Origin of the sequence: Streptomyces apricus (assembly GCF_008369065.1) — a bacterium.
GTDB lineage: Bacteria > Actinomycetota > Actinomycetes > Streptomycetales > Streptomycetaceae > Streptomyces > Streptomyces apricus.
In genome coordinates, this window is the sequence record NZ_VDFC01000047.1 from 307,191 (window position 1) to 326,610 (window position 19,420).

General features: G+C 69.1%; 15 protein-coding genes and 2 pseudogenes. 9 read left to right on the plus strand and 8 right to left on the minus strand.

Annotation, left to right across the window (positions count from 1 at the left end; genetic code table 11):
• Together FGF04_RS27785 and FGF04_RS27790 are read right to left on the minus strand one after the other, a co-directional pair.
• On the minus strand, positions 1-433 hold a 433-nt coding region (locus FGF04_RS27785), incomplete at its 3' end, for a YidC/Oxa1 family membrane protein insertase (RefSeq protein WP_149514402.1).
• A gap of 148 nt (positions 434-581) precedes the next feature.
• Positions 582-896 carry a DUF6412 domain-containing protein gene (locus FGF04_RS27790; RefSeq protein ID WP_149514079.1) on the minus strand — a complete coding sequence of 105 codons (315 nt, stop codon included), beginning with the start codon at positions 894-896 and terminating at the stop codon, positions 582-584.
• A 193-nt stretch (positions 897-1,089) separates the two neighbouring features.
• Between FGF04_RS27790 and FGF04_RS27795 the strand changes: the two genes are divergently transcribed.
• The 3 genes from FGF04_RS27795 to FGF04_RS27805 all read left to right on the plus strand — a co-directional run bounded on the left by FGF04_RS27795 (position 1,090) and on the right by FGF04_RS27805 (position 6,917).
• The gene (locus FGF04_RS27795; RefSeq protein WP_149514080.1) at positions 1,090-2,106 is read left to right on the plus strand and encodes an SEC-C domain-containing protein; all 1,017 of its coding nucleotides are present in this window, start codon (positions 1,090-1,092) and stop codon (positions 2,104-2,106) included.
• Positions 2,107-2,235: 129 nt separating this feature from the next.
• A complete protein-coding gene (locus tag FGF04_RS27800; RefSeq protein ID WP_188114262.1) occupies positions 2,236-5,376 on the plus strand; it encodes a DUF3427 domain-containing protein in 3,141 nt (1,046 codons plus the stop codon).
• A 455-nt stretch (positions 5,377-5,831) separates the two neighbouring features.
• Positions 5,832-6,917 carry an HNH endonuclease signature motif containing protein gene (locus FGF04_RS27805; protein ID WP_149514081.1) on the plus strand — a complete coding sequence of 362 codons (1,086 nt, stop codon included), beginning with the start codon at positions 5,832-5,834 and terminating at the stop codon, positions 6,915-6,917.
• A gap of 22 nt (positions 6,918-6,939) precedes the next feature.
• Here the strand turns inward: FGF04_RS27805 and FGF04_RS27810 are convergent.
• Positions 6,940-7,338: pseudogene (locus FGF04_RS27810) on the minus strand (ATP-binding protein); the annotation flags it as partial.
• Between the two features lie 202 nt (positions 7,339-7,540).
• On the opposite strand from FGF04_RS27810, the gene FGF04_RS27815 reads away from it, so the two are divergent.
• From FGF04_RS27815 to FGF04_RS27830, 4 genes are all read left to right on the plus strand, one after another.
• Positions 7,541-8,386, plus strand: coding sequence for a helix-turn-helix domain-containing protein (locus tag FGF04_RS27815; protein WP_149514083.1), 846 nt, complete (start codon positions 7,541-7,543; stop codon positions 8,384-8,386).
• The gene (locus FGF04_RS27820; protein WP_149514084.1) at positions 8,386-8,565 is read left to right on the plus strand and encodes a DUF397 domain-containing protein; all 180 of its coding nucleotides are present in this window, start codon (positions 8,386-8,388) and stop codon (positions 8,563-8,565) included. Before FGF04_RS27815 ends, FGF04_RS27820 begins: the two co-directional genes overlap by 1 nt.
• Positions 8,566-8,813: 248 nt before the next feature.
• Complete coding sequence (locus tag FGF04_RS27825; protein ID WP_149514085.1) at positions 8,814-9,656, plus strand: phosphotransferase family protein; 843 nt, start codon at positions 8,814-8,816, stop codon at positions 9,654-9,656.
• A gap of 96 nt (positions 9,657-9,752) precedes the next feature.
• Positions 9,753-10,469: a hypothetical protein gene (locus FGF04_RS27830; RefSeq protein ID WP_235882531.1), complete on the plus strand. Its 717-nt coding sequence runs from the start codon at positions 9,753-9,755 to the stop codon at positions 10,467-10,469.
• Positions 10,470-10,618: 149 nt separating this feature from the next.
• On the opposite strand, the gene FGF04_RS27835 is transcribed toward FGF04_RS27830, so the two are convergent.
• Together FGF04_RS27835 and FGF04_RS27840 are read right to left on the minus strand one after the other, a co-directional pair.
• On the minus strand, positions 10,619-12,148 hold the full coding sequence (locus FGF04_RS27835) for an FG-GAP repeat protein (RefSeq protein WP_149514086.1): 1,530 nt from the start codon (positions 12,146-12,148) through the stop codon (positions 10,619-10,621).
• A 174-nt stretch (positions 12,149-12,322) separates the two neighbouring features.
• The gene (locus tag FGF04_RS27840) at positions 12,323-13,342 is read right to left on the minus strand and encodes a GlxA family transcriptional regulator (protein WP_149514087.1); all 1,020 of its coding nucleotides are present in this window, start codon (positions 13,340-13,342) and stop codon (positions 12,323-12,325) included.
• 154 nt (positions 13,343-13,496) lie between these two features.
• On the opposite strand from FGF04_RS27840, the gene FGF04_RS27845 reads away from it, so the two are divergent.
• Positions 13,497-14,057: a protease gene (locus tag FGF04_RS27845; RefSeq protein ID WP_149514088.1), complete on the plus strand. Its 561-nt coding sequence runs from the start codon at positions 13,497-13,499 to the stop codon at positions 14,055-14,057.
• Positions 14,058-14,060: 3 nt separating this feature from the next.
• Here the strand turns inward: FGF04_RS27845 and FGF04_RS27850 are convergent, their stop codons facing one another.
• The 3 genes and pseudogenes from FGF04_RS27850 to FGF04_RS27860 all read right to left on the minus strand — a co-directional run bounded on the left by FGF04_RS27850 (position 14,061) and on the right by FGF04_RS27860 (position 17,733).
• Complete coding sequence (locus tag FGF04_RS27850) at positions 14,061-14,603, minus strand: hypothetical protein (protein WP_149514089.1); 543 nt, start codon at positions 14,601-14,603, stop codon at positions 14,061-14,063.
• Positions 14,604-14,663: 60 nt separating this feature from the next.
• Complete coding sequence (locus FGF04_RS27855; RefSeq protein ID WP_149514090.1) at positions 14,664-16,175, minus strand: MFS transporter; 1,512 nt, start codon at positions 16,173-16,175, stop codon at positions 14,664-14,666.
• A gap of 162 nt (positions 16,176-16,337) precedes the next feature.
• Positions 16,338-17,733, minus strand: a pseudogene (locus FGF04_RS27860) (DUF445 domain-containing protein).
• A gap of 177 nt (positions 17,734-17,910) precedes the next feature.
• Between FGF04_RS27860 and FGF04_RS27865 the strand changes: the two are divergent.
• Positions 17,911-19,227 carry an SGNH/GDSL hydrolase family protein gene (locus FGF04_RS27865; RefSeq protein WP_149514091.1) on the plus strand — a complete coding sequence of 439 codons (1,317 nt, stop codon included), beginning with the start codon at positions 17,911-17,913 and terminating at the stop codon, positions 19,225-19,227.
• Positions 19,228-19,420: the final 193 nt, after the last annotated feature.

Genomic DNA, 19,420 nt, shown 5'->3' on the forward strand with positions numbered 1-19,420 from the left:
CCCCACCTTCACGCAACGCGTCCGCCCACCGCTCCCCCAGCGGCGCCGCGAGGAGCTGGTGGGCGAGCAGGGAGTTCGCCCCGTCACCGATCCGGGCGTTGGAGAACAGGTGATACAGAAGGAAGAAGGCCGGGAGCTGAAAAAGACTCGGCAGGCACCCGGACAACGGGGAGACCTTCTCCGCGGCATGCAGCTCCAATACGGCCTTCTGCAGCTTCTCGGGGTTCTTCCCGTGCTTCTCGCGCAGCTCGGCGATCCGCGGCTGCAACGCGGCCCGCGCCCGCTGCCCCCGGGCCGAGGCACGCGACAAGGGATGCACGAGAAGCCGCACGAAAGCGGTGAACAGCACAATCGCCGCAGCAGTCGCAGAACCGCTGAAAACAGGTTCGAGGAACTCCGCCAGCCCTTCCACAAGACCGGCGAAAGCGGACATGAAATCAGAAAAACCAAACACGATCGAACCCTCCGAGGGTCACGTCACACCGAAGCGAGAAGAAGACGTACGCCGGTATGACGACAGCGCGGAGGCACCACAGAAGGCAGCAAGAAGCAGCTGCCGAGCTACTGCCGGGTGAAAGCCCCTACGCGGCCGTCGGAAGGGGAAGGCCGGGGGCCCGGGGACGCCTGCGCCCCCGCGCGTCGGGATCACGCTGCGGCAGGAACGCCGTGCGCCGCGCACGGTCGCGCAGGGCCGTACGGACCCGGGTGCGCGGCACGGCGGGCGCGAGCCGCGAGGCGATGAGGGAGCAGGCGGCGAGCGCGGACCCGGCCGCGGCGGTCGCCGCGAACGTGACGGCGACGGCACCGGAGAGGCTGCCCGTGTCGAGCAGGGCGACCTGCAGCAGCAGGACGAGCAGCAGGACGGCGGGCTTCACCTGCGCCCAGCTCCGTGTCATGCGCCGCCCTCCTCCCTCTCCGCTCACCGACCGACTCCAAGGCTTCTGCCGTTATACATATACAGGACGGTCCGCAAGGATCCGAGAGCGCACCTGAAGCGATACCAGGACTCCGCGCCGCCCCCGCCCCTGGCCTGCACACCTCCGCACACCTACCTGACCTCTGTCGGCGGTCGGCAGTACGGTGTCACCCATGCGCCCCGACACGTCTGCCGAGTACGTCGACCACAACGCCGAAGCAGCACGCCTGGAGCGGACAGCCGGCCTGTATCCCGAGGACGCGGAACACCTGCTCGTGCAGGCCGCGGCCCACCTCGAACTGGCCGACGACCGCCCACGAGCCACCTCCCTCTACGACCGCCTGCTCGCCGGCGAGATCCCGCTGGAGAACCCCTTCCTCGTCCGGGCCCTCAAGGCGGCCAACCTCTGGGAGTACGGCCACGAGGCGGAGGCCAGGGCGATCATCGAGGGCGTCCGCGCGGCGGCACCGCGCGACCCGGCCCCCTGGGTGATCGTCGCCGAGTCCCTGGAGTCCCACGACGAGCTGGAGGCGGCGCAGGAGACGTTCACGGAGGCGGCGACCCACCTCCTGGCGGGCGTGGCCGAGCCCCCGTACGCCACTCTCCCGATCCTCTTCGGCCGCCACCGCGTACGCCGCATGCTGGGCCTGCCCCACGACGAGTGGGACGGCCGCGCGGACACCCTCCACTCGTCCCCGGTCTCCCTGGACGAGCTGCACGACCCCAAGCGCGTGTGGTCGCTGGGCTCGGACAACCCGGCGGAGCTGGAGGCGGAGATCTCGCGCCTACGCGCCGAGCTGGGCACGTACCGCGAGGCGCTGTCCCGCCCGTTCCCGGTGGCGGTCCTGCACTGGCCGGCCCCGGAACTGACCGAACTCCTGACGGCGTACCCGCCCCTGTCCGCGGAATACCCGTCCCACGAGGAGCACCTGGCGACGATAGAGGCCTCCCTGCGCGAACTGTCCTCCTCGGGCACCCCGAACCTGGGCATCGTGACGGGCACGGTCCCGTCGTACGAGGCATTCGCGGCCTCGGAGGGCTCGTCCCCCTCGGACGCGTCCCTCCTCCCCCAGTACGCAACAACCCTGGCAGCCCGAGGCCGAGCCGAGACTTGGCCCCCGGAACGGGTGGCGCAGTGCTGGTGCGGATCGGGACAGGCTTACGGGGTGTGCCACGGCAACGACGCCTGAAGGGTCATTCCCATCGCTTAGCGCACAAAGGCGATCGCCCTGATGCAAGGCCCTCGATTGTCATCGGCTGCTGTTAGAAATGCTGTCGGGACAGAGCCATAGCTATGTGGGCAATCGAGGGAGCATCGGGTGGGGGAACCGGGAGAGCTGGCACGACCGGTTGCGGGCGTGTACGAGCAGCTCATTACTCAGAGTCTGCACGGCGAGATAGAGCAGCTTGAGGCTTCAGGTTGGAAGGCGATCCACGAAGAGGTCAGTGCGGAATCGTCCCCGCACGTACTCGCCCGTCACATCGCCGAGGTGGTCGGGCGCAGATTGAGCCGGCTGCCCCATGATCGGCAGGTCGATGCTGCGAACCGGATCCTGGCATCACTCGCTGAGAGTGCACCGGATCCGGATGAGACCATCGGCGCCATCGTTGAAGGTCCACGGCAGCTTCTGACTCTTGCAGAGCAAGAAGCTCCCGGCGTCTACGCACTGCGCCCTCTCACGCCCCTGTCCGAGACGTCCCTCATCACCAACGCCCCCGATGACCCCAGCCTGGGTGCGGAGCTGCGTGCCGAGTTGGCCACCGCAGACCGCGTGGACCTGCTCTGCGCGTTCGTGAAGTGGTACGGCATCCGGGTGCTGGAAGACTCGCTGCGCGCCGCGAAGGAGCGGGGCGTACCGATCCGCGTCATCACGACGACCTACATCGGCGCCACCGATCGACTTGCGCTCGACCGCCTCGTCCGCGACTTCGGCGCCGAAGTGAAGGTCAACTACGAGATCCGGTCCACGCGGCTCCATGCGAAGGCATGGTTGTTCCGACGCAACAGCGGCTTCGACACCGCGTACGTGGGCAGCTCGAACCTGTCCAAAGCTGCGCTCCTCGACGGGCTGGAATGGAACGTACGCCTGTCGTCGGTAGCGACACCCGCGGTCCTCGACAAGTTCGAAGCGACCTTCGACGCGTATTGGAATGACATCGCCTTCGAGTCCTACGATCCCGACGCTGACGGGAAGCGACTCGATCAAGCTCTAGCTCAAGCAGGTGGCACTAGCTCTGTCACCGACCTGCAGATCAACCTCTCCGGGCTTGAGGTACGCGCCTTCCCGCACCAGCAGGACATGTTGGAGCGCCTCACCATTGAGCGTGAGCTTCGCGACCGGCACCGCAACCTCCTCGTCGCAGCAACTGGTACGGGCAAGACGGTGATGGCAGCCCTGGACTACCGGGCCCTCAGCGAGAAGCTCGATAGCGAGAGGCCAAGGCTGCTGTTCGTCGCCCACCGCAAGGAAATCCTGCGCCAGTCGCTGCGCACGTACCGCGAGGTACTAAACGACGCTTCCTTTGGGGAGCTGCTCCATGGCGGCGAGGACCCGAAAGATTGGGACCACGTCTTCGCCAGCGTCCAATCGCTGAAGGTCGAACGGCTGGAACGACTCGCTCCCGACCACTTCGACATCATCGTCATCGACGAGTTCCACCACGCCACGGCTGCGACGTACCGACGGGTCCTCGACCACTTCAAACCGAAAGAACTGCTCGGCCTTACCGCCACGCCTGAGCGGATGGACGGACAGAACGTCCAGGATGAGTTCTTCGAAGGCCGCATCGCAGCAGAGATGCGGCTGTGGGAAGCCCTTGAAAACGACCTGCTGTGCCCCTTCCACTACTTCGGCATCCCGGACGGCACAGATCTGACTTCCCTCGGATGGCAGAAGGGAACGTACGCGGAACGGGAGCTCGGCAACCTCTACACGGGCCACCACGCCCGTGCTCGCATCGTGATCAAGCAGATTCAGGACAAGATTGCGAACCCGGGAGCCATGCGGGCCTTGGGCTTCTGCGTGACCAAGGATCACGCTCATTTCATGGCCGCCTGTTTCCGTACGGCAGGGTTCCAGGCCGTAGCGCTCGACAGCGACTCACCCTCTGATGTACGCGCACGAGCTCTGGCCGACCTACGTGACGGAAAACTTCAGGTGATCTTCTCCGTCGATTTGTTCAACGAAGGGCTCGACATTCCAGATGTCGACACCCTTCTGCTCCTGCGTCCCACGAACAGCGCCACGGTCTTCCTCCAGCAGTTGGGCCGGGGGCTACGGCGCACGCAGACGAAACCGGTCCTCACGGTCCTGGACTTCATCGGTCAGCACCGAGCGGAGTTCCGCTTCGAGGAACAGTTCCGGGCCCTGACGAACCTGACGCGGAACCGGCTCGTAGATCACATCGAGCGAGACTTCCCACAGCTCCCCTCCGGGTGCCAGATCATCCTGGAGGGAAAGTCAAAGGACCTCGTCCTGGACAACATCCGTACGCAACTGGGCGCGACGATCAAAACGCTGGTGACCGAGGCGAAGGCGTACAGCACACCGCGACTCGCGGGCTATCTCTACGAGAGTCGCCGTGAGATCAAGGAGCTCTACAAGAGCGACAACTCCTGGACGACCGTCCTGCGTAAGGCAGGCTTCGTCGAAGGCCCCGCACCAGCAGGGGAGGCGGCGCTCCTCAAGCGCGTGCACGCCTTCCTGCACGTCGATGACCCCGAGCGCGCCGACGCCTATGACCGCCTGCTGTCAGACGACACCCCGGCCTACGAAGCTCTGCCCCCGCTCGACCAGGCGTACGCCCGCATGCTCTTCTTCAACCTGTGGGACAACGCCGGCGGCTTCACGAGCTTCCAGCAAGGTCTCGACTCCCTACGCTCGCAGCGCGTGTTCCGCGACGAGCTCCGACAGGTGCTGACCTACGTCATCGACCGCTCAGACCACTTCCCCATCCCTCTCTCGGGTCCACATCGTCACGTACCCCTGAAGGTCCACAGCAGCTACAACCGTTCCGAGATCCTGGCCGCTCTTGGCGTGGCCCGCTTCGGTGGCCAGATGCCCAGGTCCTTCGCCCAAGGTGTCCAGTGGGTCGACGACCTCCAGACCGACGCCCTGTTGATCACGCTGGACAAGAACGAGAAGGACTTCTCGCCCACGATCCGCTACAAGGACTACGCACGAAGTCCCTCCCTCTTCCACTGGGAGTCGCAGAACGCGACCGCGGAGAACTCACCGACCGGCCTGCGCTACCAGCGGCACGCACAACAAGGCAGCCACGTCCTCCTGTTCATGCGCCGCTACAAGAACAACGACATCGGCAAGTCCCAACCGTGGATGCTGCTGGGTCCGGCAACGTACGTGGAACACACGGGCAGCAAGCCGATGGCTATCACTTGGCGCCTAGAGCACAAGCTTCCGGCGGATGTGTGGACGTACTCGGCCATCGCTGCGGGGTGACGCCGCCCGTCAGCGGTACGGCGCCACGATTAGGGCAGATCCAGCCACGCCTCTAGCAAAAATGAACAGTGTCAGTGCCATCTGGTCAGATAGTCCTACTAGTGACGCTAGAAGGCTGGAGTGGCGAAGTGGCCGATGCACGGGACCTGATCGGACGCATAGGGAAGGTGCGACCTGCTCAGCGGTCTGCCGGCCAGTCACTGCATCGCCCGCTCTTGCTCCTGTGGGCCATTGCGCAGGCCGTACACGGACGTCCGCGCGAACAGCCTTGGTCGGCGGTCAAACACACTGTGGGCCCCCTCCTCAGCGAGTTCGCCGGGGCACCCCAGGGCCACCAGGCCGTGCTGTACCCGTTCTGGGCCCTGCAACGAAACACGTTGTGGGAGGTGGCGGAGTCCGCTGACCTCCCCCTGACGAGTCAAGGTCGGCGTCCGACGTTGTCCGTCCTGGATGACATGAACCCTCTCGCCGGGTTGCCGAAGCAGGATTACGACCGTCTGTCCAAAGACCTTGAACTTGCCGCATGGGCCGTGGGCAACCTCCTCGTGCGGTTCTTTAACCCCATGCCCGCACGGCTGCTAGCGGCTCTGGACCTTGAAGAGTTGATGGTCGGGCCGATTGCTTCCTACTTGCGCCCTCTTCAAGGGGAGCTATATCAGCATCGTGGAGCCATAGCCGACGTCTACGGCGGAAACCGTGTACTCGGGATCACTCCTCTCGCAGATGGCCTCCTCACCGTGTATTCGGACGACAAAGGCCCCTACGACGACCAGCGCATCCCGGGGATGGACTGGATCGCTTACACGGGCGACGGCCTCTCCGGCGACCAGACCCTGTCCGCAGGCAATCGCGCGATGGCAGAACATCAAGAACGGCGAAAGGCCTTGCGGTACTGGCACAAGCCGCACCGTGGACGCTGGACATTCGAGACCTGGGCCGTCATCGTCCAACGCCGTCAGCGTTGGGGGCGCGGGCAAGACGGCCTGCAGCGACGCGAGTTCGTTTGGATACTGGCACCCGTTTCCTCGCCGATGTCCGACACCTGGCCTCGGGAAGTCGTCGAGGCCCTGGACCAAGATGACGGGCAACTCCATGACGACTCCATCGACGTCATTCCTGCAGAGGTGGACGCACCCTCGAAGTCGGAGCGCACCAGCGCCAGGCAGAGGTACGAGCGGCTCACCGCAGCCGCTCACCGAACGGCAGCAGATCGCACCCACAGCTCACGACTAGTACAGGTGGAGCGCTACTTGCGCTCGCCCGCTGCACGGGAAGCCGTGATGCTTCGCAGCAATGACCGCTGCGAGAACCCTTCCTGCATGGGGCACCCCCTGGAACGTACGGACGCCGGTGCGCCCCTCCTAGAGGTCGACCACGTCAACGGCCTCGCACGTACCGGGCAAGACGTCCCTGAACTCATGATCGCCCTTTGCCCGAATTGCCATACCCTGAAGACACGAGGCCGAGAACGGAACACCCTGCAGAGGGATCTCCTGGTCGTCGCTCGCACCCGTCACCAAGCTTTCCTGGAGAAGCCGTGACGCGGTAGGTGCGTGGCTTTCACGTACTCAGTTCACACCACGTCACTTTGACGTCAGCGAGTAGCTGGACGCCCCACAGGTCGGCGAGGTGATTGACCAGCGCCATGCCACGCCCCGCTTCGGAGTCCGGGTCTGCGGCGAGGAGGGTGGGGAGTGCTCGCGTGTCGGGGTCGTGGACTTCGATGCGTAGGCGCGTGCCGTTCATGGAGACCGCGAGCGTCGTCGGGGTGCCTACGCCGACATGCCTGATGACGTTCGACACGAGCTCGCTGGCGCAGAGTTGGGCTGCGTCAGTTACGTCATGCAAGCCCCACAGCTCCAGATGGGAGCGAAGGACGCGACGAAGCCCCGCGACTTCCTCGGGCTCAGCCACGAACGGCAAGTCCCACGGCTTCCTCAGCAAACCGGCAGTGCAGTCCATCGTTCAACTCCTGTGACGAGACTTCATGTTGCGGTGTGCAATCGACTACACACCTAGAGTTGCAGTGAAACTCTCAAAATGGAACTCTCACTTCGTGTCCGCAGGAGTGCACACCCGTTCCGCGCGCCCCGGCGCACGCCGCTCCGCCGTCGTGGTTGGGCGACCTTGACGGTTTGGCAGATCACCATGAAAGGTCTTGAACATGGCAGTCGGACCTACCACTCGTAGGCGTCAGTTGGGCGCCGACCTGCGTCGTCTTCGTGAGCTCAAAGGGCTGACGCTGGAGGAGGCGGGTGCCCGTGTCGGCATCTCGAAGGCGACACTGAGCCGCTACGAGACCAAAGAGGGTTCGGTCAAGTGGCCGGCCGTGGATGCCCTCTGTCGCGAGTACGCGGCTTCGGAGGAAGAGCGGTTGGCCCTCGTCGATCTGGCGAAGGGCGCCAAAATCCAAGGCTGGTGGCGGTCGCTCGCCGACCCCGTCCCCGAGTCGATGAACCTCATGCTCACGCTTGAGGACGAGGTGGTGCGCGAGGACCACTACGCCTGCATGTACATCCCGGGGCTCCTCCAGACCCGCGCCTACGCCGAAGCCGTACACCGAGCCTCGGAGATGCGCTGCACCGAGCGGGAGGTGCAGCACATGGTGGACATCCGCATGAAGCGGCAGGAACTCCTCCAGCGCGAGGACCCGCCCCACATCTGGTGCGTCATCGACGAGGCCGCGCTCCGGCGCAGCGTGGGTGGGCGGACGGTGATGCGCGAACAACTGCGCCACCTCCTCGCCCTCACGGACCTCCCCCACGTGACCATCCAGGTCCTGCCGTTCTCAACAGGTGCTCATGCGGCAGCGGTCGGCAGTTTCGTCGTTCTGGGTGGCCAGACTCCCGAACTGGACGTGGTGTACGTGGACATCATCGGCGGTGGGCTCTTCATGGAGAAACCGAAGGAACTGGAGCGCTATAGGTTGGCGTTCCAATACCTTCGCGCGCAGGCCCTCGACATCGGGGCTTCCACAGCGCTGATCCAACGCATGAGCGAGGAGCCCTGATGGACATACGACCCGAGCCCCACTGGTTCAAGTCCTCGTACAGCGGCGGAAGCGGCACTGAGTGTGTCGAGGGGGCCCGCGTCGACGGTGGTCTGTTGCTGCGCGACTCCAAGTGCACGGCGGGGCCGGTTGTAGTCGTGCGTGCCCTGGCTTGGCGAGCCTTCATACGGGCGTTGTAGGGCTGTGCTTCGGCCGCCTGGACGGTGCGTACGCCTTGAAGTTGCCGTCGGGCCGCCCGCTTCTCAGTCAGTGTCGTGCCTCCGCGGCCCAGGTGAGCCGGCGGGGGCGGTGGTTGGGTTGTGGGGGTGGTTGTGTTGTGGGGCGGGGCTGCGGGCGCGGTCGCGTCTCGCCTGCACGCCGGGTCGGCTCAGCGGCTGCGGAGGTGCCCGGGGAGATGGCTGTCCGTTTTACTACGAGAGGGAGTTCCATGGAGGCTTTACTGCTTCGTCGTGCCGTCTCGGCGGGGCGTTCTGTCGTTTCCGGGCTGGGGCTTCTGGTCGATGACGTCGTCGTCGTTCATGACTCGGACCGTGTCGCCCTGCGGCTGGTCCCCTGTGGTGTTCTGGCTCGGGTCGCGCCGGTGGAGCAGTTGGCCGATTTCGCGTACGAGGTCGACGTCGCCCGGCGTCTCGTCGGCGTCGGTGCTCCGGTGGGTGAGCTCGATCCCCGCGTCGAGCCCCGGGTCCGTCTGCGGGACGGGTTCGCCGTCTCGCTCTGGACCTTCTACGAGTCCGTGGGGTCGGAGATCGCGCCCGTCGATTATGCGGATGTGCTTCTGCGGCACCATGCCGCGCTGCGACGGGCCCAGTTGGACGCGCCGCACTTCACCGACCGGATCGCCGCGGCGCTGAGGGAGGTGGAGGAGCGGGAACGGTCTCCTGAACTGTCCGACTCCGACCGGCAGTTCCTCAGTGGCACGCTGCGTGGGGTGGGGGTCGAGGTCGGTGTCGACGGAGGCCGTGACCAGTTGTTGCACGGCGAGCCTCATCCGGGGAATCTCCTGAATACGCGGCGAGGACCGCTCTTCGTGGACCTCGCCACGTGCTGCCGCGGGCCGGTCGAGTTCGACCTCGCCCATGCGCCCGAGGAAGTGGCGCAGCACTACGCCGGGGTCGATCACGAGCTGCTGCACCGGTGCCGTGCCCTGAACTGGGCCCTGTTCTCGGCCTGGCGCTGGCGGCGGGACGACCGGATGCCCGACCGGGAGCACTGGCGCGTGGAGGGCCTTGACCGGGTTCGTACGGCACTCGGTCGCTGTGGATCCGGCTGAAGCGGGGCCGTCAGTCAGGCGGCTTCACGTACTCGTTCCCTTCCTGTACGGGTACACCGAGGGCTAGGAGTGGTGTGCTCGGGGATGATCTGGTGCATGGGGCATGAGACAGGGCGTGGGACGGACATGGACGGTGCCCGGGCGTGGGACGAGCGGCTGGCTTGGGCGTACGGGCTGATCTCGAAGGATCCCGGTGAGCGGGCCGCCGCGCTCGATCGGCTGGCCGATGCCAGGAAGGCCACCGACGAGGCCGTCGAGCGGTTCAACGCGACGCTGTCGGCCTTGCAGGAGCAGGGGGTGCGCGAGCCGTACGAGGTTCCGGAGCTGCGGCTGGCCCACCAGGAGCACCTGCGGATCCGGGGGGCCTCGCTGCCCGACGGGCTGTGGGACCGGTGGGAGCACCAGGACATCGCGGACTGGCCGGGGCTGCCCTACGCGCTGCTCTTCCTGGAGTGGGAGGCGCGGTTCCCGTACGAGTGGACCCTCACCGCCAAGGCCTGGGGGACCAAGGAGAGGCTCATCCGGGACCTGGCCGTGGACTCCGTCGGGCGGGACCCGGTGGCCCGGGCCAAGCTGATCGATCTGGTGGAGGTCGTCGTGCGGCGGGCCTATCGCTGCAAGGACCGTGAATACGTGCGGGTGGCGCGCGTTCTGGACGGGACTCCGTTGCGCGTACGGCTGGAGGCGGCCCGGCGTTCGGAGAACCCCTGGGCCCGGTTGCACGCCGGGTACGTGCTGTGGATGCTCGACCGGCCCGAGCTGCCCAACAGCCGGTGCGTCTGGCGCACCTGGCTGGCCGACGCCCGTCAGTGAGGGGCGCCGGTGACTCCACCGCGCAGACCTACCGCTCCGGTCACCACCCGCAGGCGGAATGGGGACAGAAGCTGTCCGGATGCCTCGCCTCGAACATCACCGTGGCCGGCGGGACCCTGGTGCGGTTCCGCCGGCCGGTGCGGGGCGCTCTACTCGTCGATCGCCTCGCCGAAGCCCGCGCCGTCGCCCGGAGCGCCGAGCGACGTGCCCCCGTACAGCCATGAACCGGTCGTGACGAGGCCCTTCGTGCTCGCGTACAGCTTCCAGACCACTCCGTCCCCGGCGTCCTCGCCCGGCGCGGCGGCCAGCAGCTCGGAGCGGCCGTCGCGGTCCGTGTCGACGAGCCGCACCTGGGAGCCCCACGCGTCGCCCGCCTCCGCGGTACCGGGGACCCCGTCGCTGTTCTGGTCGAAGGACTGCGCGCCCGTGGCCGTCAGGCCCTCCGGCGAGCCGCGCAGCAGCCACACCGCGCCGGCGTCCGCGACGGTCCCGATGTCCTCGCCGGGGGCGCCGACGGCGACGTCCGCGTACCCGTCCCCGTCGACGTCGGCGACGGACAGCTCCGTACCCCAGGCGTCACCGTGCTCGCCGGCGCCGGGCACGCCCGGGGAGTTCTGCGTCCAGTACTGGGGCGCCTCCTCGGTCGCGTCCTCGGGGCCTTCCTCGCCCCGGAGACCGTCCTCGCTGCCGTGGTAGACGCCGATCAGGCCGCCGGTCATGCCCTCGGCCTCCTGGTCGGGGCTGCTGTGGTGGCCCGTGACGAGGTCGTCGTACCCGTCGTGGTCGATGTCCCCCGACGCGGTGGAGAGGCCGCCGCGCAGGTCCTGCGCGTGGGTCAGGCCGTCCGCGCCGCCCGAGTAGACCGCCGACCAGCCCTGGGCGTGGTCGTCGGCGGGGCCGTAACCGGAGACGACCAGGTCGGCGTAGCCGTCCCTGTCGTAGTCGCCGGTGGTCAGGTAGGCCGGGGTGATGGCGCGTCCGGCGGGGTGCGCGGTCGTGTCGAGCGTGCCGGTGTGCCGCAGGGCGCCCCCGCTGTGGGTGAACAGCTCGACGCCCCGGTGGTCGGCCACGGCGACGACGTCGCCCAGGGTCTCCCCCGTCAGCCGGGCCGCGGTGACGGCGGAGCCGAAACGGGCTCCGGCGGCCGGGGCCGCGGACGCGGCCGTGACGCTGCGGGCGGTGCCCAGTCCGGACTTCGAGCCGTACAGGACGGTCACCTGGCCGGCGTCCTCCAGCGAACCGGCCTCCTCGCCGGGCGCCCCGATCACCGCGTCGTCGTACCCGTCGCCGTCGAGGTCGCCGGTGGCGACGGCCGCGCCGAAGGCGTCGTACGTCTGCGAGGTGCCCGGGACGCCCGCGGTGGACTGGCTGAAGACCGCGGTACGGGCGGCGGGGACGCTCTTGGTGGTCCCGATGCCGTTGGCCGCCCCGTACTGGACGGTGACGAACCCGGCGCCCTCCTTGCCGTCGACGGTGCCGCCCGGGGCTCCGGTCAGGACGTCGTCGTAGCCGTCGCCGTCGAAGTCGGAGTTGCGGTCGTTCGCGGCGGTCCCGCCGGGGGTGCCCGCGAAGGAGGCGGGCGCGGCGGCGATGCCGAGGCCCGTCAGCAGGAGGAAGGAGGCCGCGGACACGGCCAAGGAGACGGTCCTGCGGCGGGAGCCGAGGTTCTTGCTGGTCATGATGTGTTCCCCCGTTGATGGATGTCGCCGAAGCGTCAGGTGCGGTCGAAGGACCGGCTTGTGCGTGAAAGCGGTGGTCTGCGGCGGTAAAGCCTTGTTGCTCTCACTCACGCCTGGTTCGACACGGGACCTGCCGGGAGAGTTGTGGCACCCGAGGGGGCCGTGACGCACCGGTTACGACTGTTGCGGTACGCGGACTTCGAGGCCGCCGGCGCCGGTCTCACGGGAGCCGGTGCCGGTCTCACGGGGCGGCGCTCCCCGGAACGCCCGCCGATAGGCCTGCGGACTCGTCCCCACCACCCGCTTGAAGCGGTCCCGGAAGGCGGTGGGCGAGCCGAACCCCGCCTGCACCGCGATGCGTTCGACAGGGTGGTCCGTGTTCTCCAGCAGGTGCTGGGCCGTGCGCACCCGGGCCCGGTGCAGCCACTGCAGGGGCGTCGTGCCGGTCTGCTCGCGGAAGCGCCGGTTGAGCGTACGGGCGCTGGTGCCCGCCCGGGCGGCGATGTCCTCCAGCGTCAGGTCGTGGCCCGCGTTCTCCTCCAGCCACTCCAGCAGGGGCTCCATCGTCGTGCCGGCCGGGGCCGGAGGCCGGTCGTGGACGATGAACTGGGCCTGCCCGCCCTCCCGTTCGAGCGGCACGACGGACATCCGGGCCGCGTGGGCCGCGACGGCCGAGCCGTAGTCCTTGCGGATCATGTGCAGACACATGTCCATCGCGGCGGCGGCCCCCGCCGAGGTGAGGAACTGGCCGTTGTCGACGTAGAGGACGTTGGGGTCGACCGTCACCGCCGGGTGCAGGGCCGCCAGGTCCCCGGCCGCGACCCAGTGCGTGGTCGCCCGCTGCCCGTCCAGCAGTCCGGTGGCGGCGAAGAGGAACGCGCCGACGCAGATCGAGGCGATGCGCGTGCCGTTCGCCGCCGCCGCGCGCAGGGCCTCGGCCACCCCCGGCGGCAGCGGCCCGGTCGGGTCGGCGGTGCCGGGCAGGACGATCGTGTCCGCCTCGGCCAGCGCATCGAGGCCGTACGGCGCCCGTACGGTGAACGCGCCGGCGCTCACCTCCTCGGTCACCGAGCAGACCCGGACCCGGTAGGGCGCGCGGCCGTCCGGTAGCCGGGCCCAGTTGAAGGTGTCGATCGGGGCGGAGAGGTCGAACGGGATGACCTGGTCGAGCGCCAGTACGGCCACGGTGTGCATGGCAAGAGCGTAGAGGGGCAACGGGTTCCCGCCAAGGAGCGTAAACGGCTGGCAGGAGCAGGAAAGCAGAGCTCCCGGCCCCTGGCGAGAATCCGTTGAAGGCTGGCAATCACGCCACTTCCACGGGATCCGGTGCGCCGCCTACCGTCCCCTCGTGACCAAGTTCCTCCTCGCACTCCACGTCCTCGTCGCGATCGTCGCCGTCGGGCCCGTCACCGTCGCGGCCAGCATGTTCCCGCCCGGCGCCCGGCGGGCCCTCGCCGACCCCGGTGACCTCCGGGCGGCGGAGACCCTGCGGCTGCTGCACCGGATCTGCCGGGTGTACGCGGCCGTGGGCATCGCCGTCCCCGTCCTGGGCATGGCCACGGCGCTCAGCATGGGCGTGCTGAACGACACCTGGCTGCTCGTCTCGATGGTCCTGACCGGGATCGCCGCGGGCGTTCTGCTAGCGCTGGTACTGCCCCGTCAGGAGGAACTGATCGAGGCGGTGGAGGCGAACGGCGGCGCCACGGACACCGGGGCCGCCGGGGCCGCTCCGGCGGCGCCGTTGTCCGCGGCGGCCGGCACGTCCGCTGCGGCCGGTACGTCCACCGACGTCGCCGCCGGCACCCGCGTCACCGTGCGGCTCGCCATGTTCACCGGGATCTTCAACCTGCTGTGGGCCACCGTCACGATCCTCATGATCGTGCGGCCCGGCTCCACCACCGGCGCCTGACCCTCAGGCCCGCCTCTCGCACGCCAGGGGCCGGTGCCGGTGGGCGAGGACCAGCCCGTCCATCGGGTCGCCGGTGTCCTCCTTGAAGCGCCGGGCCACGGCCGTCGCGACGAGCACCCCCGCCGAGACCACGAGCGTGGCGGACGCCCAGGTCAGCGACCAGGGCCGGCCCGCCACGTCGGCCGGTTCGCCGGAGGAGCCGAACGAACTGAACGAGGCGTACAGGAGCGCGGACGGCGGCACCGCCACCAGCAGCAGCGGCCAGGCGAGGGCGTCGCGGCGGCCGAAGTACGCGGCCAGCAGGAGCAGGCAGCCGGCCAGGACGGCGGCTCCGGCGAGGGTCGCCGGAGCCGCGTCCGTGACGGGGCTCGTGACGGAGGCCGTGCCCGGGTCCGTGGTCGGGCCGCCGGGCCCGGGGCGGTCGCGCAGGTCCCGGGGGACGCACAGGAGGTACGCCGCCGAGGACAGGGCGGCACCCAGCAGGCGGGTCAGCCAGCGTTCCGTCCGGGGGCGCTGCGACAGCGGGCCCAGCAGCTTCTCGGTCATGGGAACGAGGGTTCCGCTGTCGCACAGGGGGACGACAGAGTACGCGTACTCAGTTCGGGTCTAGGCCTTCGCGCCCTTTCCGGCGGGGTCGCCCTTTCCGGCGGGGTCGGCGGCCGTCGAGAGCGGGCTGGCGATGTCCTCCAGGGAGCGTCCCTCCGCCTTGACCGCGAGCGCCGCCGCCACGAGGCCCGCCGCGCACATCAGGCCGGCGCCGATCTGGAAGGCGAGGACGGTGTCGCCGACGACACCCGTCTCGGTCAGCTCGGCGAAGATCAGCGGGCCGCTGATGCCGCCCGCCGCGGTGCCGATGGCGTAGAAGAAGGCGATGGCCATGGCCCGGGTCTCCATCGGGAAGATCTCGGAGACGGTCAGGTACGCGCTGCTCGCGCCCGCCGAGGCGAAGAACAGGACCACGCACCAGCAGGCGGTCAGGGTGGTCGCGCTCAGCGAGCCCCGGTCGAAGAGCCAGGCCGTGCCGAAGAGCAGGATGCCGGAGAGCAGGTAGGTGGAGGAGATCATGATGCGGCGGCCCACGGTGTCGAAGAGCTTGCCGAGGAGCAGCGGACCCATGAAGTTGCCGGCCGCGATGACGGCGAAGTAGTAGCCGGTCGAGGACGTCGACACGTCGAAGAACTTGGTGAGGATCGCGCCGAAGCCGAAGGTGATCGCGTTGTAGAGGAACGCCTGCCCGATGAAGAGGGACAGGCCCAGGATCGCGCGCCTGCGGTACGTGGAGAAGACCGTGCGGCCGATCTCCAGGAACCCGATGCTCTTGCGCTGGTGGATGGTGATCTCCCCGGCGGGCGGCGGGAGTTCCTTGCCCGTCTCCTCCTTGATCTGCCGCTCGGCGTCGGTGACCAGGCGTTCCGCCTCCTCGCCCTTGCCGTGGATGAACAGCCACCGGGGGCTCTCGGGGACGTTGCGGCGCACGAGCAGGATGACCAGGCCGAGGACGACGCCGAGGAGGAAGGTCAGCCGCCAGCCGACGTTCATCGCGAACAGGTCGGTGTTCAGCGCGACGATCGACAGGAGCGAGCCGGCGATCGCGCCCAGCCAGAAGCTGCCGTTGATGATCAGGTCGACGCGGCCGCGGTACTTCGAGGGGATCAGCTCGTCGATGGCCGAGTTGATGGCCGCGTACTCGCCGCCGATGCCGAAGCCGGTGAGGAAGCGGAAGAGGAGGAACCACCAGACGGAGAACGAGACCGCCGTCATGGCGGTGGCCGCGAGGTAGACCGCCAGGGTCACCATGAACAGCTTGCGGCGGCCGAAGATGTCCGTGAGCCGGCCGAAGACCAGGGCTCCCACGCAGGCTCCGGCCACGTAGAGCGCGGCCGCGATGCCGGTGACCTGCGCGGCCGAGATGGGCAGACCGCTGCCGGGCTCCGAGAGGCGGCCGGCGATGTTGCCGACGACGGTGACTTCCAGACCGTCCAGGATCCAGACGGTGCCGAGCCCGATCACGATGGTCCAGTGCCAGCGTGACCAGGGCAGCCGGTCCAGACGGGCGGGTACGGCGGTGGTGACGGCTCCGCTGCCCGCGGATCCGGCTCCGGCGTCGGTTACGGCCATGGGCTCTCTCCTCGATGAGCGAACCCCGCACGGGGGTGGGCGAACCTTCTACGTGTCCCCCGCACGCGCCGCTTTACGCCCTCCTTACAGCCGCCCGCACCCGGTCGGCCCAGGTCAGCCGCTCAGGCCGTCCAGACCGCCCGACCGGCCCGGTCGCCCGGCTCAGCCGCCCAGGGCCCGCGACACCGTGTAGATGACGAGACCCGCCAGCGATCCGACCACCGTGCCGTTGATCCGGATGAACTGCAGGTCGCGGCCGATGTGCGCCTCGATCTTCTTGGAGGTGTGCTCGGCGTCCCAGCCCGCGACGGTATCGGTGATCAGGGAGGTGATCTCGTCGCGGTACGTCGTCACGACGTACACCGCCGCCCCCTCGACCCAGCCGTCGACCTTGGCCTGCAGCCGCGCGTCGCCCGCCATCCGCGCGCCGAGCGACAGCAGCGAGGCCCGCACGCGCAGCCGCAGCTCGCTGCGCTCGTCCTCGGCGGCGGCCACGATCATCTGCCGTACGGAGGACCAGGTGGACGCGATCAGGTCCTGGACCTCGCCGCGGCCGAGGACCTCGCGCTTGAGGTTCTCCACCCGCGCCCGGGTGTCGGTGTCGGACTGGAGGTCGGCGGCGAAGTCGGCGAGGAAGCGGTCCAGGGCGCCGCGGGCGCAGCTCCTTGTAGACGCGCTCGCCGACCCGCTTGTCGACGAACCGCGGGGTCCAGCCGGGGGCGCCGCCCTGCACGGCGTCCATCACCTGGTCGTCGTGGCGCACGAGCCAGTCGTGGGCGCGTACGCAGACCAGGTCGACGATGCGCCGGTGGCCGCCGTCCGCGACGACCCTCTCCAGGGTCTTGCCGATGCCGGGGGCGATCTCCTGGGCGTCGGCCCGCCGGTTGATGGCCTCGCCGACCACGGCCTGGACGTCCGAGTCGCGCAGGACCGCGAGGGCGCCCCGGAGCGCGGTGGCCAGCTCGGCCGTCACCCGGTCGGCGTGGTCGGGGTCGGCCAGCCAGGTGCCGAGCCGGCTGCCGATGCCGACGGACCGCAGCCGCTGCCGTACGACGTCCTGTGACAGGAAGTTCTCCCCGACGAACTCGCCCAGCGAGACGCCGAGTTGGTCCTTCTTGGTCGGGATGATCGCGGTGTGCGGGATGGGCAGGCCGAGCGGCCGGCGGAACAGCGCGGTGACGGCGAACCAGTCGGCCAGCGCGCCGACCATGCCGGCTTCGGCGGCCGCGGCCACGTAGCCGGCCCAGGCGCCCGCGCCCGAGTTCTCCGCCCAGGTGGCCAGGACGTAGACGAGGGCGACGAAGAGCAGCAGGCCGGTCGCCGTCAGCTTCATCCGGCGGACGCCGCGGAACTTCTCCTCGTCGGCGGGGCTGAACGAGTTCATCGCCCGGTTCGGTGCGGCGGTGCCCGGAGGATTCGCGGCACCGGCGGAGTCCGTGGAGGCCGCGGAGCCCGCGGGGCCCGTGGTGGGGTTCGCCACACCGCCGGAGCCGGAGGACCCGCCCTCCGGGGCGGTTTCCCCTGCTTCGTCCTCTTTCGTTCTTTCCATCCGCTCCATCCGTTCCCGGGTCCCCCCGTCACATTGTCCCAACCTGACCGACTCCTGGAACGGAACAGGAGTTCCCGGCGTCTGTCCGGGCGGGGCCGTGTCGGGTCCTCGGCACGCCATGCCGCATCATGGGGTGATCACACCGGACCCTTTCGGGTTCCCGCTTTTCGAGGAGACACGCACCGCATGACCAAGCGTCACGGTTATGCCTTGCTGGCCGCGATCATCGCCGTCATCGTCGCCATCTCAGCCGCCATATACGTCGGTGTCGCCGCCGACGACAGCCCGGAGACCGCGGTCACCGACGCCCGCGCCCCGCACAACTCGGCCGCGCCCGCGTCCGCCGGCACCTGGGTGGGCGCCTGGTCGGCGTCCCCGGCGGGCTCGGAGCCGGGCACCGAGGTGAACGGCATGGCGGGCCGTTCGGTACGCAACGTGGTGCACGTGGCGGTCGGCGGCACCGCGGCCCGGATCACCCTGTCCAACCTGTACGGCCAGCAGCCGCTGGAGATCACGCACGCCTCGGTCGCCGTGGCCGCCACCGGGAACGACGCCGCCGCGGCCCCCGGCACGATGCGCCGCCTCACCTTCAACGGACGCCCCTCCGTGGTGGTTCCGCCGGGGCAGCAGGTGGTCAGCGACGCCGTACGCGTGCCGGTCCCGCACGACACGGACGTCCTGGTCACGACGTACTCCCCGACCCCGTCCGGCCCCGTCACCTACCACCCGCAGGCGCGGCAGATCTCGTACACCGCGGAGGGCGACCGCACCGAGGACGTCAGCGGCGTCCCGTACACCGGACAGACACCCTACTGGCGCTACCTGACCGCGGTGGACGTGCTGAGCAACGAGTCGGACGGCACGGTCGTCGTCATCGGCGACTCGCTCACCGACGGCGTGACCTCCACCGAGGGCGAGAACCGGCGCTGGCCGGACGTCCTGGCCGACCGGCTGCGCGGCGGCTCGGACGGGCCCCGCTACAGCGTGGTCAACCAGGGGATCAGCGGCAACCGCGTCCTCACCAGCGGCCTCGGCCGCCCCGCCGAGAACCCGAGCGGTCTGAGCCGCTTCCAGCGCGACGTGCTCGGCCGCACCAACGTGCGGGCCGTCGTGGTGGCCCTCGGCGTCAACGACATCCTGCGCACCCCGAACCAGACCGACGCGGACAAGATCACCGCGGGGCTGCGCGAGCTGACGCGGCTGGCCCATGCGCGCGGGCTGCGGGTGGTCGGCGCCACGCTGATGCCGTTCCAGGGGCACCGCGGCTACCGCCCGCACCTGGAGGACACCCGCCAGGCCGTCAACGCCCAGATCCGCGCGGGCCGGGTCTTCGACGCGTACGCCGACTTCGACAAGGCGCTCCGCGATCCGTACGATCCGCGACGGCTGCGGTCGCAGTACGACTCGGGGGACCACCTGCACCCGAGCGACGCGGGGTACGCCCGCATGGCCGAGACCTTCGACGTAACCACCCTCAAGGGCGCGGCCCCGGCCCAGCTGTAACGCCACCTGCGGCCCGGTGGGGGCTGATCGCGCAGTTCCCCGCGCCCCTAAAAGATTGCGCAGTTCCCCGCGCCCCTGAAAAACTGCGCCGTTCCCCGCGCCCCTGAAAAACTGCGCCGTTCCCCGCGCCCCTCAAAGACTGCGCTGCTCCCCGCGCCCCTGGAAGACAGGTGCGTGGGGAGCAGCGCAGTCT